We start from the raw sequence: 16666 nt of genomic DNA on the forward strand, positions 1-16666 counted from the left end.
TTCTAACCAGAATTTTTCCAGTGTTCATTATTATCTTGTATAATACAAAAAATGTATTATACAAACATTGTATTGATTGTATCTATTCATTTTCAGAAGAATATATAAAATATCACCTAAAATTTTCAAATACAAATTTTGTATCATACATATATTGTACTATATTTGTTGTATAAAAAAAACACAATGGCAAAACTTCAGGTTGGTAATCCTGTAACAGGTAAAAATTTTATAGGCAGAGAAGAAGAAATAAAGTACATTATTCAACTTCTGCAGCTGGGGCAAAACATTGTATTAATTGCTCCCCGGCGTTACGGAAAAACATCCCTGGTACTCGAAATATTATCAAAAATTCGCGCTCAAAAGCAATACACGGCGTTTATTGATTTCTTCTCGGTTCCTTCGTTGAAAATACTCTCATCGCAGATAACTGAATCCGTTCTAAAAAATCGTAAGCTCGATAAGATTTTTGCCAAAACAAAAAACAGTGCCCTGGCAATGATTCAAAACTTAAAAATGAAAACTGCGATAGAAGATTTCGAATTCATTATTGAATTTTCAAATCAAAAAGAAAATGATTGGGAATTGTTGGAAAAAAGTATCGATTTTATTGATCATTTCCCGGGGAAATATGGTATGAACATGGTTTGTGTTTTTGATGAATTTGGTGACATAAAAAAACTTGACGGGAACAAAATTGTGAAGCTTTTTCGTTCCAGGCTTCAGCGACATAAAAATTCTACCTATATTTTTTCAGGAAGTTATGAATCTGTCATGTCGGGGTTGTTTATTGAGCAAAAAGCGCCATTTTACAGGTTTGCCAGAATCATACATCTGGGAAAAATTGAAAAGAATAAATTTTTTGAGTTTTATAAGAGCCAATTAGATACCCAGAAAATAAATTATGATGAAAAATTACTGACCAAAATTCTTGATTTTACCGATGGGCATCCTTACTATTCACAACTGGCTCTTCAGGAAATTATTATTTATTATGCCCTGAATAACAAAAATCCTGACTTTAAAGAAATAATTGATTCAATGCTTAATGCAGAAAAAAATTATCTTGAAAAATCATGGGAGGAACTCTCGAAAAGAAAAGAGTTACTTAAAACGGCATTGTCTGTCGCTGAGGATAACAAAAGTATTTATTCCAGCTTGAAAAACAGTGGAATAAATATTTCAAGATCACTAAAATCGTTGACTATGAATGGCATGCTTATAAAAACGCCAACAAAATATGAGTTTAGTGATCCCCTTTTCAAACACTGGATAGAAATAAACGTTTTAAGAAAATACAATTGAAAAATACTATGGCACAATTCCAAGGGAACATCCTGAAAATGCGCACCGAGCTGGCCAACCCGGTTAACTATTTTTTGCCGGTGGGCAGCGATGAAATTGAAATGAACCCGTTAATAGGCAAAGAAATTTCGATGCACTTTACCGGGCAAATCAACTGCATTTCGTGCGGGAAGGTTACCAAACGCTCGTTCAACCAGGGATTTTGTTACAACTGCCTGCAAACTGCTCCAGAAGCAAGTGAATCAGTAGTCCGGCCGGAGTTGTCGAAATCGCAGTTTGGCATTGCCCGCGACATGGAATGGGCCAAAAAACACGACCTCATCGAGCATGTGGTTTACTTTGCCGTGGCCAGCGAACTGAAAATCGGGGTGACCCGCAACCACCAGGTTCCCACTCGTTGGATTGACCAGGGTGCCAGCTTTGCCATCGAAATCGCACGCACACCCAACCGGCACATTGCCGGTGTGATGGAAGTTTTCCTGAAAAAACATTTCACTGACCGCACCAATTGGCAGGCCATGCTTAAAAATGAAGTGGCTGAAAACATTGATCTTGCAGAAGAAAAAGGAAAATTGCGCCAACTGCTTCCTTTGGAACTTCAAAAATACCTGACTGAAACAAACGAAGTAACCTCAATTGAATACCCCGTTTCGGAATATCCGCAAAAAGTTAAAAGCCTGAGTTTTGATAAAACTCGCGATATATTGGGAGTTCTGAAAGGAATAAAAGGGCAGTACCTGATTTTTGCGGACAATACAGTTTTAAATATCCGAAAACATAACGGGTATTTTTTGGAAATTGAAAGCCCCTCTTAATCTCCCCAAAAAGGAACCACCAAAAGGAAAGAAATTGGATTTAAACAGAAACAGAAAAATAATTAAAGTCAATTATTTCCTGTTTAACCTGACAATTCTCGTACTTCAATACGGTAAATTTTCCTTAATTTGTTCCCGCAAGCAGCTTTTAGGCTGAATTTATAAAAACCAACATAATTTTTATCGAAATGGAAAACTTAGACTGGAAAAACATAGGATTTGGATACCGCGATACCGATTACAATATCCGTTGCTACTACCGCAACGGAAAGTGGGGCGAGCTGGAAATCAGCTCATCCAAGCGGATAGATATTCACATGTCGGCTACTTCGCTGCATTACGGGCAGGAAGCTTTCGAAGGCCTGAAGGCTTTCAGGGGTAAAGATGGTAAAATCCGCATATTCAGAATGGATGAAAATGCCAAACGGATGCAAAGTTCGTGCGACGGTATTTTGATGCCCAAACTTCCTGTGGAGAAATTCAAGGAAGCGGTGCGGCGTGCTGTAAAAATGAACGAGCGTTTTGTTCCCCCTTATGAAAGCGGTGCCGCGTTGTACATCCGTCCGTTGCTGATTGGCACAGATCCGCAAATTGGCGTTAAACCTGCCGATGAATATTTGTTTATGGTGTTTGTGATGCCGGTGGGCCCCTATTTCCCTGAAGGATTTAAACCAACAAATCTGGTAATTATGCGCGAATACGACCGTGCCGCGCCACAGGGAACCGGAAAATACAAAGTGGGCGGAAACTACGCCGCCAGCATGTACGAAGGGAAATTGGCCAAAGAACAAGGTTTTTCGGCAGTGCTTTACTTAGATGCGCGCGAGAAAAAATACATCGACGAATGCGGGCCGGCTAACTTTTTTGGCATTAAAAACGATACCTACATCACTCCAAAATCAGATTCAATCCTGCCTTCAATTACCAACAAAAGCTTGATGGTTCTGGCCGAAGAAATGGGTTTGAAAGTGGAACAGCGTAAAGTGCCCTACGAAGAACTGGCAGAATTCGAAGAAGTAGGCGCCTGCGGAACTGCCGCAGTTATTTCGCCAATAAAAGGTGTTTACGACTCCGATAACGACAAATGGTTTAAATACGGAAACCAGAAAGAAGCCGGTGAATGGTCGACAAAACTGTACAATAAACTGCGTGCCATCCAGTACGGCGAAGAAGAAGACAAACACGGTTGGGTGGAAATAGTATAGAAGCCCCTCTCCTGTCTGCCGACAGGCAGGTAATCTCCCCAAAGGGGAGAGACAGGGAAAAGATATTTGAAGCTCCGGAAATTTTCCGGGGCTTTTTTGTTACACAAATTTTCAAATAAGGTTAATTATTAGGGTTAATTTACCGGCTACTAAGGTTTGTTTTTGGAAATAAGGTTTTGCAAAACGCAGAAACAATTTATTCAACTTTAATTGTTGAAAGATGGTAACACCTGATTAAAAAAAACTTATTTTTTCATTCTTCAACCTTAGTAGAAATGTTGAGCCCCCACGTTCCAACCTTATTTACCTTATGAAATTCAGGAAATAATATTTTTTTATCTGTAACATCCGGGATAGTTGTCCGTCTTATGCATTGAACAGTGCACTGAAAAGCAAATGACAGTAAACGAATACAACGAGGCAGTTGACGAGTACTCCGACCGGTTGTTCCGGTTTGTGGTGAAAAGCATAAAAGACACGCACAAAGCGGAGGATATTGTGCAGGACAGCTACGAAAAACTCTGGAAAAACGTGGAGAACGTTGACGGTGCCAAAGTAAAATCGTACCTGTTTACTACTGCTTACCACACCATGATTGACCGTATTCGCAAAGAAAAAAGATCAGCCTATTCAGAAGACCTGTCGCTGCCCGAAGAAAGCCATGAAAACAATTATTCCGATTTAAGCGAAATACTGAAAGAAGCAGTGAACAAGCTGCCGGAAGTGCAGCGGATGGTGTTGTTGCTGCGCGATTACGAAGGCTACTCGTACAAAGAAATTGGCGAAATGGCCAGTTTGAGCGAAGCGCAGGTGAAAGTTTACATTTACCGGGCGCGGGTATTTTTGAAAAAGTACATTGGCAAGTTGGAAGTGGTGATTTAGAAAGGCCTCCTCCAAAGGTGGAGGAATAAGAGAGAGAGAAAAAAATTGCAATGCAAAAGAAGAGAGAAATGAAAATTACAAGAGATAATTACGAATCCTACTTTCTCGATTACCTGGAAGGTAACCTGGATGAAAATCTTGTGGACGAATTCCTGGAATTTTTGCAGCAAAATCCTGATTTAAAAGAGGAACTTTCATTTATGAATACTGCTCCACTTGAGCCCGATGCTACTTTTTTCAACAATAAAGAAAAACTTTATAAAGAAAAATTCGATTCGGAAAAGGAATTCAACCGGGCTGCAATTGCACTGGTTGAAGGTGATTTATCAGATACAGAAAAAGAAGAATTTGATGCGTATCTTTTAAAACACCCAGAAAAACAAGAAGAAGTTCAACTGTTTCAGCAAACCAAATTGCAACCCGATAAAACAGTGGTATTTGCGTATAAAAATAAATTGTACCGCCGCACTCCGGGAAGAACAATTTTTATGTGGTCATCGCGTGTGGCAGCGGTTTTAGTTGTTGCGCTCGCCATTTTTGCTCTTTTCAACCAAACCGATTTTAACATTCCTGAAAAACGGGTAGCCGTGGTTGAAAATCCTGAGGGCAGTGAGGTTCCGGCCAAAAAAGGAAGTAATTCTTCTGGCGCTGAAATAGACGATATTCAACCTATTGAGGAGATAAAAGCAATTCCTGCGGGGCTGAAGAACGAAGTAAAACGCAAAGCCACCCCAACTTTGCACGAGCCCGTTCAAGACAACACAGACTATGAAAACATTGCAGAAATCAGGACTCCTGTTGAAATTCCATCAAAACTCAATAGCCGGGATGCTGCGTTGCAAGCCCGGCAACAACCAGAAGTCACGCTGGCAGCTATGACAATTACCCTGCCTGACAATTACCAGGTTATTGAGGAGGAACGTTTCCTTGCCGATGTGGTAAAAGAAAAAACAGGGCTGGATAATTTTTCACTCAACAAAATTAAACTGGTTGGCCTGAACCTGATTTCCAGCATTTCGAAAGACAATTTTGACTACAAAACCAACGAAGAAGGGAAAGTGACAGAACTCAATTACGATTCGCGGTTGCTGGCGTTTTCCATTCCCATCAACAATGAGGCGTTTGTTGGAGAATAAAGTGCGAAAATTACAAATGCTCAAAAAACAAATATCTTCATAGGAGTCCTTCGGACAAACAAGGGCCAATTTTAAAAAGAATCAAATTCCAAAATGGTATAATGATTTGAAAGATTGATTATTGGGATTTGAGATTTATTTGTTATTTGAAAATTGGTTATTGGAATTTAATTTCATTCCTCTTCACCCAAAATGAATAATTTTCACTTCTGATGTAACTTTTCCTCTACCATCGCCGTCAGAGCAACAAAACTTTTAAAACAGAAAAAATGAAACGATTAACAACCTTTATTTTATTCATCGTTTTTGCGCTGAACCTAACTGCACAAACCGATACGACAAAAGTGGGAACCAAAAATAAAAATGTGGTAACTGTTATCGAAGATGGCGAAAAAGTGCAGGTAAAAGTAGGCAACGATAAAGGTATTGAAGTAATAACCGATGAATGGGGTGATACCACGCACATTCGTATAGGTCGCCGCACATTCGATGTTGTGGAAGACTGGGAAGGAACTCATATCAGCGTAAATAAAGAGCCACGAGACAGAAGGTGGACCGGCAGTTTCAATCCGCACTGGGCCGGCCTTGAATTTGGAATGAACTATTATCATCAAACCGACTATTCGCTTTACAACACCATCAATACAGTTGTTCCCCCTGATTTTATGGAGTTGCACAACGCCAAATCAATTACTGTGAACCTGAATTTCGCCGAATGGGCGTTTAAAAATGAAGCCAACAATTTTGGCCTGGTAACCGGCCTGGGATTAAGTTTTATGGATTTTACTTTCGACCAGCCGCTGACTATTGAAAAAGCGGGTGGCAGCGGAATCATTATGCCGGTGGATCTGGATCCGGACGGGTTGAAAAAAACAAAGCTGAATGTGAGTTACGTGACAGCCCCGCTAATGCTCGAAATAAAAACACCGCTGCGCATGGGGCATAAGCGGCTTTCCTTTGCAGGTGGTGTAATTGGCGGGGTTAACATCGGTTCGCACACCAAATTCAAATACAAAAACGACAAGGAAAAAAACAAAAGCAGTTTCAACATCAGCAAGTTTAAGTACGACCTCACAGGCCGTATCGGGTTCGGCGATTTCTGCGTATTTGTAAATTACAGCATGGTCCCGTTGTTTGAAACCGACCGCGGGCCGGAGCTTTATCCGGTAACTTTTGGTTTTTCATTCCCGAATATCTGACAGTTATTGTCCCTGAAATGTTTGTAAACTGCCCCGAGCGAATAATTCCACTGCTCGTTAACAGGAATCCGGCCCAATATAAACTGCTGTTGTTCGTCAGGGTCTTCAATTCCCGGGTTAAGGTCGAAAACATCGATGGTGGTCGGGGTGGTGAGATCGGTAAAAAGTTTTCCGTTTTCTCCTGTCGGGTGGCAGCTTCCAGTATGAAGTTAGATTTTGGGGTGGCCGTCGTTATCGCATCCGGTACTTCAGTTTCCGGTGAAGGAATATAAAGTCCGTCGGGTGCCTGTATGCCTCTTTTGTGTGCCCAGTAAGGCAGCGTGGCAGGGCACCGCGCTTCGCCGGGCTCATCTTTCCAGCGGCCAGGTTCAATCTCGCCATGTCCGTATTGACCTTTGGCCACATATTGTGTAACATAAAGCGTTTCAATGTAGTTGCCTTCTAAATCTTCGATCCATACAGCAAACGAAGGATGATTGAATGCCTCGCCTTTTATGAACTCAATTTCAACAGAGCGATACGCATTTTTTGGTGATGTTTGGATAGAAATGCTGTCGGTATCGAGCCCCCGTTGCGAAGCACAACCCATAACTATGAATGCTAAAAGGCCAAATGCAATATTTTTTTCATGGTCGGTTAATTTACGAATTTTGTTTAATTTTTAGTACAAATCAATAAACAAAATTGATTAATAAAAGTTGATAATTTACTCAATATTTTTAAATTCGTATAAAAAAATATTTGATGAGAGTTGTAATTCAAAAAGTTTCGAAAGCATCGGTAACAGTTGAAAATGAAGTAATCTCTTCTATTGGAAAAGGATTAGTTGTTCTGCTGGGCATTGAAGATGCCGACACGAATGAGGATATTGACTGGCTGGTAAAAAAAATAACGCAACTTCGTATTTTTAACGATGAAAACGGGGTGATGAATCGCTCGGTGAAAGATGTGGAGGGCGAAGTCATTGTTGTGAGCCAGTTTACGCTGCACGCCAATACCAAAAAGGGAAACCGGCCGTCGTACATCCGGGCATCGAAACCCGATTTTGCCGTGCCGATGTATGAAAAGTTCATCCAGAAAATGGAAGCCACAATGGGCAAAAAAGCGGGTACCGGAAAGTTTGGTGCTATGATGGATGTGGAGCTTGTTAACGATGGCCCCGTTACCATTATTATCGATTCGAAACAGAAGGATTTTTAAGAGCCCCTCTAAACTCCCCAAAGGGAAAAAAAAAACTGAAAAAGATTAAAATAATATCAGATTGAATGAAACCGAATAAAATTACTATTGAAGATGCCCAAAAGCTGGTTGACGACTGGATTAAAAAATATGGGGTCCGCTATTTCAGCGAGCTTACCAATATGGCCGTATTAACCGAAGAGGTGGGTGAACTGGCCCGCATTATGGCGCGTAAATATGGCGATCAGTCCTTTAAAAAATCGGATGAAAAATATGACCTGGCCGATGAAATGGCCGATGTGTTGTGGGTGTTGGTTTGCCTGGCCAACCAAACCGGTGTGGATTTAAACGAAGCTTTTCGGGAAAACCTGGAAAAGAAAACCAACCGCGACAAAGACCGTCATCAAAACAATCAGAAATTAAAAGATTGAGGGTAGTGTCAAGTCAACTTTGAGATGTCATTTCGACCTTTGGGAGAAATCTGCTAAAATGGTAAGATTTCTCATCTTCGTGCCTCAGATTCGAAATGACAGCTTCCTACATTTAGCGATTGACACGACAGTAGAAAGTCTCCGATTTTGCAGGGTCAGGCATTCCCTCCTTTTTGATGAGGGTCAGGCAGGAATTCTTACTTTTTACGTGTGGTGACGTAGTTCATTAGTTCTATCAACGATGTGCGGGCCTCGCTGTCAGGGAATTCTTCAAGACCTTTTACCGCCTTATCTTTAAACTCAATCATTTTTTCAGTGGCAAACTCCAGCCCCCCTTTTTCGTTAACCAGTTGTATAAGTTCCTCAACAACAGCAGTATTTTTGTTTTTACGCTTAATGAGCCGCAAAATTCGTTTGCGTTCCCCGGGTTCGGAAGTGTTGAGCAGATGCAGCAGCGGCAGGGTAATCTTTTTTTCTTTGATGTCGTTCCCTGTTGGTTTGCCAATGATTCCTTTTTTTTGATAGTCGAAAATATCGTCTTTTATCTGGAATGCTATGCCGGCATCCTGACCAATGCGGTACATTTTCTCGGGAATGGTTTCATCATCGGTTACCGAAGCCGCGCCAATGGCCATACTGGTGGCAATCAGCGATGCTGTTTTTTTCCTGATAATTTCAAAATAGGTTTCTTCGTCGATATCGAGTTTGCGGCTTTTTTTCACCTGCAGGATTTCCCCTTCGCTCATGTCCTGAACAGCCTTTGAAATCAAGTGCAGAAAGTTGTATTTTTTGTGCTCTATCTGAAGGAGCAGGCCTTTGGCCAGGATGTAATCGCCTACCAAAACAGCCATTTTATTCCGCCAAAGTGCATTTATCGAGAAAGTACCGCGCCGCTCGTACGACTCGTCCACCACATCGTCGTGTACCAGCGTGGCCGAGTGAAGCAGCTCAACCGAGCAGGCCGCCAGCTGCGAAAACTCATTGGATTCGCCGTGTAATTTTGCCGACAAAAACACGAACATCGGGCGGATTTGCTTGCCTTTGGTGCGGTATAAATAGTTGAGTACGGTGCCTAAAAGGGGAACATCGCTTTGCAATGATTTTTTGAAGTATGGTTCAAAATTTTTTAGTTCCTGCTCGATGGGTAATCTAATTTTCTTTAAAGTTTTCATTCAGCCTAAACCCCTTTATTTTGCAATTAAATAACGAACATAGAATAATTTGGTTGAATATTTGCCGGGAAAATGAAAAAAAATTTCGGCCCTTTATTAAAAATGAAGTTAAATAACAAAACCGCATAGTATTATCCTTAAATATTTATATATTTGTATTGTTGAAATTTTAATTAAAAATGGTAGAAATCAGTGAGTTAGACATAAATCGACTGGAAACGGCAGCAAACATGCTCAAAGCCATTGCGCACCCAATGCGCATTGCCATTTTAAAACGTCTTGAAGGAGGTAAAAAACTGACCGTTACCCAGATACACGAGCTGCTCGGAATTGAACAGTCAACCACCTCTCATCATCTCGGCATTCTCAGGGATAAAGGTGTTTTGTGTTCAAAACGGGAAGGTAAAAACACCTACTACTATCTGAAATTTGAAATTTTAAGCCAGATTGTCGATTGCCTGGAAAGCTGTACCTGTGAATAATCAGTTGACAGTTACAGTTGGCAGTCGCAGTAAATCAGCTCTCGATTTTCCGAATCATTTTTTTTCTTTACCATTTTTTCTTCCCGTTTTTAATTTGGTGTAAACTTCGCGCCGTACCCTGCCAGCAAGGTTTTCATTATGTTCCTGCATAAATTTTCCAACAGCTTTTTTATCGTGTTTCGACAATTCGCGCAACGCCCACGAAAGCGCTTTTACAATCACATCTTCGCGGTTATGATTTTACACATTTAATCTTTCTAAAATTTGTTTATTTTATTTTTCAATTTAACTTTGTTTTAAATTCATAAAAAGAAGAATTGAAACGAAAGGTTAAAGGTGTAAAGGAAAAATTTGATCCAATATAATAAGGATTGTATAAAAAACCAGGGTGCCAATTCCACTCGATACCCTGGTTAATTTAATGTGTCATTTAAATGTTAATTAAATGTATGACAAAGGTATTGAATTTTGGGCAAAAGAAGAAAGGTTTTACGTAGAGAAAAGTGATTGTTTGAAGGAAACATCCCCTTTTGAATTTTACTTTGGAGAATTACAAAATGGGGAAAGAAAATGTATCTGCACAAATCAAGACTTAGTTGATTTTAATAACTTTTGTGAAATCTGTAATGGGATAAAGTACTGAACAATAAAAGTTTTTAGTATATTGCAACTTACAAAAATATAAGTCATGCTAAATACACTACTAAAAATCGGCGAATGGCAAAGTGAGGGGAAAAGTAGATGATTATCTAGAGATTATTTATTTGTAAGGAATAAAATATGCAGTTCCGCAGATCAAACATTTTAAGGTGATAAAACTATGATAACCGAAATTGAATTTAATAGAACTGGACATACACTTTTAAACAATGGGATAATAGGGGTTTATAAATATCTCATGAATGCACAAAATGAAAATTTTTTCGATTTTCCATTTGATTTTGAACTTACAGAGAATAAATTGACGATCACATCTGATAAACTTCCACAGTTATTAGATGATATTTACTACTGGATGGGAAAAGAAGTGTATGATACTTATACAATTAAACAGCAGGAAAATGCTGAAAAATTTAAGGAATGTAATATCTATTTTAATCGTATAGAAAATAAATTTTTTCCATTTCCTAAAATGAATACATATGGATTAACTCATTTGTTAACCAACAATGCTCAAGGTGTAACAAGGCATGAAAAAGGATGGACAAATGCTAAAAAGTTGGAAAAAACCAATCCAGAAGAACTTGAAAGATTTGTAAAATTTTTTGAGAGTTCTGGATTAAAAATGCTGAGTAAATTTTATTATGAACCTTATACAAAGATTACAAGGATTCCAAAATTAAAGGAAATTTTTTTAAAAGAAGGTAATAAAAAATGTTACCTTACAGGAGAGTCTTATAATGAACTTGTAGATGTCACAAATATCTCTCCTTTTTTTTCCGGTTTGTTTAATTTCAACTCCTATTTGTCAGCGGGCGATAAAAAAATAAGTTGGAAAGCCAGATACCTTAGTATGTTTTCCCCGGTAAATGCTTACTATCATTACTCCAATAAACTGCGTGAAACAATACATATCTATTTAGTTTCTTCCGACAACCTAAAAAATCTTAATGAATTAATCAATAAACTAGAAATTAATGAATCAACACCTGTATTAAGGAAAAAGGAATTTGTATCGAACATTAAATTCGCTGAAGAAATTGAGAAAGATTCATATACAGAGCAATTTGAAGTTGCATTTGCACTAATATTTTCCATGTATAAGAAAGCGATATTAAAATATGGGAATATTTCTGAAAATCAATTTGCAGACGATGAATTATTTGGTGAAGTAATAACAAAAATTCCACCACTTGCGATAGAATCTTTTAAAGCGGAAAGCTTTGCTTCTACGATGAGACCAAATACTTACGAAAATCTTAACAGGCTCACACCTCTGTTTAAATTATTTCATGATGCCGAAAAAAACGGAATTGTTTTCGGTCGCTTTTTACCAAGTCTGAAGCTCTTAAAACCAAGTGAGAGAGCGGCAAATAATAAATTTCGACTTGAACGGATTTTACGCAATCAAATAAACAGGGAAATTCTGGAACTTAAAAGTATTCTACCATCAATTGAAGACTTGTTTTTCAGATGTTATAATTACCTCTGCATTAATGAACCAATAGGATTTAAAGACTTTAAACAACTTTTTCTTTTTACTCAATTATATGAATTAAAAATTAAAACTATGGAAGAATCACTTCAGAACGCGGCCATCACGCTTGGTAAGCAAATCGGTGTTAAAATGCGACATCAGGATGCTTCTCAAAGTGAAGCGGCAAATGCAAAAAGAGGACGTGGGGATTTGATTACCCTGCGCAAAGCCAGAACTCAAAAACAGTTTTTGGATGAACTAATTCGTATTGATTTTAAATATGGCCTGTCTGTTAACGAAGAATTAGCCAGTAAAATCAATGAACAAAATTATTATAGCATAAAACAATTCCTAATAATAGGAGCATTAAATATTTTAAATCCGGCCATTCAGCCAATTAAAAAAAACGAAAAAACAGTATAATCATGGAATTAAAACCAAACAGTATTACAATTACTTACTTAAGTAAGGTATCTTTTGCTTCTTTGAATGGAGCAGATAAGGAAGTGGATAACATCAATCCCATTAAAAAAGTGACTTTAGCCAATGAAGAACAACTTCCTTATGTTTCTTCTCAGGCAATAAGAAGAGCAATTCGTAACCAACTTGAATCTTTGGGATGGAGTATTTCCAATATTCAGGAGGCAAGTGCAAAAAAAGGAGCCCCAAAAACGATGATGAATCCTGTTGAATTCATTGATGATGATTTATTTGGTTATATGGATGCTTCGCCAGGGAAAGATGGTGAGAAAGGAAAATCCACCATCCGAATTTCTCCGGTTCGGGTTGAAAGTTTGCTGGGACTTTCTTCATATAAAGGCGATTTAGATTATGCCACGAACTTTATGGGAAAGGGACATCAAACAGCTTCCGGTGTAGATATTCAACCTAATATTTTTGAAACTGAAATTCATTCCGGTTTTTATAAAGGAACCATTTTAATTGAATTAGACCGAATTGGCAGCGGACAGGGATTTGAAGAAGATGGCGAACTCTCTTCACAAGAAAAAAAGAAAAGAGTTTTAGGATTTTTAGATGCATTTCAAAATTTGTGGTCTAGTGGAAGACAAACACGATTTTTGGCAGATATTTCTCCAAAATTTGTGGCTGCAGCTTACATGAAAGCGAAAAATCCGATTTTTCTTGAAGCAGTACAAGTGGTTGACGATAATAAAATTAATATAGCAGAACTTAATCAGGTGGCATCGGACTACGATCGATTTGTAGTAGATTATGTTTTAGCCGGACAATCTGCTATTTTCCAAAATAGCGATGAAATGCGCTCATTAAGGGAAGGATTTGATAGATTAAGAAATTGGGTAGATGAACATTACAAAGATTAAAAGATGCAATGTTTAATAATTGAATTAGCATGTCAAAGTTGTTCTTTTCGCAATCCGGAATTTCAAAATTTCCATAAAACTTATGAGCTGCCTCCGCCAACTACATTAATTGGTTTGGCTGGAGCAGCTTTAGGTTTGAGTCCAAAAGAAAGTCAGGATTTTTTTGAATCGGAATTCGAATTTGGAATAAGCGGTTATACTCGAGGCAAAACAAATGATTTGTGGAAATATCAAAAATTAAAAGGTAAAGCATTTATTTCTGATATATTAACCCGTGAAATACTTTTTAATGGTTTTTTCGTTCTGGCTTTTGTCTCTGAAAATCAGTATAAAATTGAAAAGTTACATCAGGCTTTTAAAAAACCGGTTTTCGCCTTAACATTAGGTAATTCAGATTCATTGGTGAAAGTGATACAAGTTTCTGTTATCACAGATTTCATAGAATGTAATGAACTAAAAAACTGCCTGGTAGAAGGGAATGTGATGAACGAAGTATTGGACCAACCCAATGGATTGGAATTTTCATTAAAAGATGGAGTAGATCCATTAAGCTATGAAATTCCTGTAGCTTTTGAATACGATTCAGATTACGGAGTGCGAAAAGTTGTCAGGCGGAAAGAATTTTCATTTATCGGTTCCGGAGTACATATTAAAGGATTATCAAAGCGAGGAGTGATATACAAAGAAATACAAATTCCATTATTCTCACTTTAATCATGCTCGATAATATTTTGGCAAAATACAAAAAGGATAAAAACTCCGGTAAAGTTGAATCTGAAACACTTGTTGAACATACTGAAAATGTTTTGCAGGCTTTATTCCAACTGCAGGAGCGATATCCAGAACTTCCTGATACTTTTTGGGAGGCATCTTATTTCATGTGTTTATTTCATGATTCTGGGAAAATTTCTGATAATTTTCAGCGGATGCTTAGTGGACATAAAGATGAGAATGTGAGGCATGAATTATTATCAGGGGCTTTTTGCCTCTATTTTCAAAAGTCTTTTCTGCAGCAAAATTCGCATTTTGCTGCAGCTATTTATTCCCATCATAAACCTTTAAACAATGAACTTTTTGACAACCATCAATTTAAAAAGCTTGAGTTGAAATATGAGCTTATTAAAGAATGGTTTGAATATGTAATGTTCAGGCTAAAAGAAAAGGATACCTTACAAATACAAATTAAAGAAGATACATTAAAAAAACTTTCAGTTTATAATCCAGATGATTATAAATCGAGAGTCTTTCAGCCTTTTTATGATTTAAATAAGCAAATATGGGATGAAAAATCTCGCCTCGAATACATCAATGCAAAAGCAGTACTAAATATCTCAGATTGGTCAGCATCAGGTCATTTCAATTTATCAGAATCGTTTCTTTTTAATGAAACTACTCTCCTTAATGCTTTGCAAGAGAAATTAAAAAACGAAGGGAAAAAGATTGAAAAACTCTCGTTTAGAAAATTTCAGCTTGAAAGCAAAAAAGATACAAACGTTTTAGCTATAGCACCAACGGGAAGTGGGAAGACTGAAGCAAGTTTGATTTGGGTATCGCAAAAGAATGAATATGATAAAATTATTTATTGCCTTCCAACTCGGGTTACCTCTAATGCAATTTATAATCGGTTAGTAGGCTATTTTGGAAATCAAAATTGTTCTGTGGTTCATTCTTCTGCTCTTTTATACCAAAAGGAAATTGACAGTAATTACGATTCAAGAATTTATCTTAGAGATAGAACATTTTTCAGTAATATTACTGTGTGTACTATTGATCAGTTGCTGACACAAGGTTTTAATTTAGGCTTTTGGGAGGTTAAAAGCTTCCATTGCAAAAATGCCAGAATAATTATTGATGAGATACATTTGTATTCGCCTTATACGCTGGCATTAATTCTTCAAACCATAAAATTCTTGAGTGAAAAACTAAATGCCCGTTTTTTCATCATGTCGGCAACAATGCCGTCGAAGTTAAGGAATTTGTTGGACGAAGCACTTGGCGGGGAAAGCAATTATTCTTTGATTCAGGATGCTGAGTTATTGCAATCAAGTCGAAACCTTTTTGAGATACGTAAAATTACCATTCAGGAAAATATTCATGAAATTAAAAGTGTGTTAAATAGTTATTCAAAAATATTGATTGTAGTAAACACGGTGGATCAGGCTATTGAACTTTATCAACAACTGAAGCCAATAGCAGAGAAAATAAATAAGAATTGTATTTGCTTTCATTCGAGATTTATTCAGAAAGACCGTCAGAATATTGAAAATCAAATTTCATATATAGAAGATAAGGGAGAATCAGTTTTATTAATAGCGACACAAGTCGTTGAAGTTTCTTTGGATATTGATTTTGATATTCTTTTTACAGAAAATGCCCCTATTGATGCAATTGTTCAAAGAGCAGGAAGAATCAACCGAAAAAGAAATGCTAAAAAAGATAGCAAAGTTGTTGTGCATCAGCACTCTAAGGTCTCAGAAGAATATGTTTATACAGAGACAGATATTTTGGATAAAACATTTGAAGTTTTATTAAATTATCATAATTCGAAAATAATTGAAGGTGAATTTCTAACCCTTGTGGATAAAGTTTACGAAGATATCGATGTCACCCAAAAATTATCATTTAAGGATGGCTGGAAGGCTTATTACAACGTTCAATCCACTTATCATTTTTTAGGTGACTGCCCCTCAAATAGTGAGGAAGCGATGACAAGAGATGGATTAGATACAGTTAGTGTAATTCCATCTCAGTTTTATGAAGAAATTCAAACAGAAAAATTACAAAAGCATGAAAAGGTAAAATTTGAATTGTCGATTAACAGAAAACGTTATATGGCAGCTAAAGCGTCTTCCGATTCTGATGGATTTAGGTATGTTAACTATACATATTTTGATGATGTTGGGTTAGTATTTAATAATCAGAATGGTAATAATTCTACAATGGTTATATAAATGAATATTTCATCGATGATTATTATAACACCACCACCGGCTTCCTCCGCACCCTGCAAAAAGACGAGGCGGTGTTTATGTTATAATATTTTGGAAAACCCGGATGAGAAAATGAAAGAGATGCAATTAAAAAGAGGAATTATTATTTCAGCCTTTCAGGCTGATTACCGGATGATGGTCGGTAATGTAAGGGGATCGGTGCCGGGCGGGGAGTTTCGGGCTTTCAGCCCGGTTATGGTATGGGCGCTGCCCATAGTTCTGCTGTCAAAGGCTTTCAGCCTTTTGGGTTACAGTGCGGTGTATCTGGTCCGGGCGCTGTTAATCTCCCCTCAGGCTGAAAGCCTGCCATATCACAACTTGGGGCACCGTCCCAAGCCAAACATCAGGCGTGAGCCTGACAAAAACAAACTGCTATGATGAATATTACGC

16 protein-coding genes and 1 pseudogene are annotated in these 16666 nt (G+C 37.7%); 15 read left to right on the plus strand and 2 right to left on the minus strand.

Annotation, left to right across the window (positions count from 1 at the left end; all coding sequences use genetic code 11):
* Nucleotides 1-186 precede the first annotated feature (186 nt).
* The 8 genes from ACTCNA_RS02325 (at nucleotide 187) to ACTCNA_RS02360 (ending at nucleotide 8152) form a co-directional block, all read left to right on the plus strand.
* A complete protein-coding gene (locus ACTCNA_RS02325) occupies nucleotides 187-1305 on the plus strand; it encodes an AAA family ATPase (RefSeq protein ID WP_462946284.1) in 1119 nt (372 codons plus the stop codon).
* A gap of 8 nt (nucleotides 1306-1313) precedes the next feature.
* The gene (locus tag ACTCNA_RS02330; protein ID WP_462946285.1) at nucleotides 1314-2120 is read left to right on the plus strand and encodes a DUF2797 domain-containing protein; all 807 of its coding nucleotides are present in this window, start codon (nucleotides 1314-1316) and stop codon (nucleotides 2118-2120) included.
* Nucleotides 2121-2308: 188 nt separating this feature from the next.
* Nucleotides 2309-3325, plus strand: coding sequence for a branched-chain amino acid aminotransferase (locus tag ACTCNA_RS02335; protein ID WP_462946286.1), 1017 nt, complete (start codon nucleotides 2309-2311; stop codon nucleotides 3323-3325).
* Between the two features lie 396 nt (nucleotides 3326-3721).
* On the plus strand, nucleotides 3722-4207 hold the full coding sequence (locus tag ACTCNA_RS02340; RefSeq protein ID WP_462946287.1) for an RNA polymerase sigma factor: 486 nt from the start codon (nucleotides 3722-3724) through the stop codon (nucleotides 4205-4207).
* Between the two features lie 68 nt (nucleotides 4208-4275).
* Nucleotides 4276-5343, plus strand: coding sequence for a hypothetical protein (locus ACTCNA_RS02345; protein ID WP_462946288.1), 1068 nt, complete (start codon nucleotides 4276-4278; stop codon nucleotides 5341-5343).
* A gap of 269 nt (nucleotides 5344-5612) precedes the next feature.
* Nucleotides 5613-6542 (plus strand): outer membrane beta-barrel protein, encoded by a 930-nt coding sequence (locus tag ACTCNA_RS02350; RefSeq protein WP_462946289.1) that lies wholly within the window; start codon nucleotides 5613-5615, stop codon nucleotides 6540-6542.
* A 744-nt stretch (nucleotides 6543-7286) separates the two neighbouring features.
* Entirely contained in the window at nucleotides 7287-7742 is a 456-nt protein-coding gene (gene dtd / locus ACTCNA_RS02355; protein ID WP_462946290.1) for a D-aminoacyl-tRNA deacylase, read from the plus strand.
* 65 nt (nucleotides 7743-7807) lie between these two features.
* On the plus strand, nucleotides 7808-8152 hold the full coding sequence (locus ACTCNA_RS02360; protein ID WP_462946291.1) for a nucleotide pyrophosphohydrolase: 345 nt from the start codon (nucleotides 7808-7810) through the stop codon (nucleotides 8150-8152).
* Between the two features lie 197 nt (nucleotides 8153-8349).
* Here ACTCNA_RS02360 and ACTCNA_RS02365 read toward each other — a convergent pair whose 3' ends face one another.
* The gene (locus ACTCNA_RS02365) at nucleotides 8350-9324 is read right to left on the minus strand and encodes a polyprenyl synthetase family protein (protein ID WP_462946292.1); all 975 of its coding nucleotides are present in this window, start codon (nucleotides 9322-9324) and stop codon (nucleotides 8350-8352) included.
* 179 nt (nucleotides 9325-9503) lie between these two features.
* On the opposite strand from ACTCNA_RS02365, the gene ACTCNA_RS02370 reads away from it, so the two are divergent.
* Nucleotides 9504-9806, plus strand: coding sequence for an ArsR/SmtB family transcription factor (locus ACTCNA_RS02370; RefSeq protein ID WP_462946293.1), 303 nt, complete (start codon nucleotides 9504-9506; stop codon nucleotides 9804-9806).
* A 54-nt stretch (nucleotides 9807-9860) separates the two neighbouring features.
* On the opposite strand, the pseudogene ACTCNA_RS02375 reads toward ACTCNA_RS02370, so the two are convergent.
* Nucleotides 9861-10031 (minus strand): annotated as a pseudogene (locus ACTCNA_RS02375) (DNA alkylation repair protein); the annotation flags it as partial.
* 220 nt (nucleotides 10032-10251) lie between these two features.
* Between ACTCNA_RS02375 and ACTCNA_RS02380 the strand changes: the two are divergent.
* The 6 genes from ACTCNA_RS02380 to ACTCNA_RS02405 all read left to right on the plus strand — a co-directional run bounded on the left by ACTCNA_RS02380 (nucleotide 10252) and on the right by ACTCNA_RS02405 (nucleotide 16654).
* On the plus strand, nucleotides 10252-10449 hold the full coding sequence (locus ACTCNA_RS02380; protein ID WP_462946294.1) for a hypothetical protein: 198 nt from the start codon (nucleotides 10252-10254) through the stop codon (nucleotides 10447-10449).
* Nucleotides 10450-10626: 177 nt separating this feature from the next.
* Nucleotides 10627-12366 (plus strand): hypothetical protein, encoded by a 1740-nt coding sequence (locus ACTCNA_RS02385; protein ID WP_462946295.1) that lies wholly within the window; start codon nucleotides 10627-10629, stop codon nucleotides 12364-12366.
* Nucleotides 12367-12368: 2 nt separating this feature from the next.
* Nucleotides 12369-13286 (plus strand): type I-B CRISPR-associated protein Cas7/Cst2/DevR, encoded by a 918-nt coding sequence (gene cas7i / locus ACTCNA_RS02390; RefSeq protein WP_462946296.1) that lies wholly within the window; start codon nucleotides 12369-12371, stop codon nucleotides 13284-13286.
* A gap of 3 nt (nucleotides 13287-13289) precedes the next feature.
* A complete protein-coding gene (gene cas5 / locus ACTCNA_RS02395) occupies nucleotides 13290-14000 on the plus strand; it encodes a CRISPR-associated protein Cas5 (RefSeq protein ID WP_462946297.1) in 711 nt (236 codons plus the stop codon).
* Between the two features lie 2 nt (nucleotides 14001-14002).
* Nucleotides 14003-16237 (plus strand): CRISPR-associated helicase Cas3', encoded by a 2235-nt coding sequence (gene cas3 / locus ACTCNA_RS02400; protein WP_462946298.1) that lies wholly within the window; start codon nucleotides 14003-14005, stop codon nucleotides 16235-16237.
* Between the two features lie 120 nt (nucleotides 16238-16357).
* The gene (locus ACTCNA_RS02405; protein ID WP_462946299.1) at nucleotides 16358-16654 is read left to right on the plus strand and encodes a hypothetical protein; all 297 of its coding nucleotides are present in this window, start codon (nucleotides 16358-16360) and stop codon (nucleotides 16652-16654) included.
* Nucleotides 16655-16666: the final 12 nt, after the last annotated feature.

It is taken from the genome of Tangfeifania sp. (assembly GCF_055108615.1).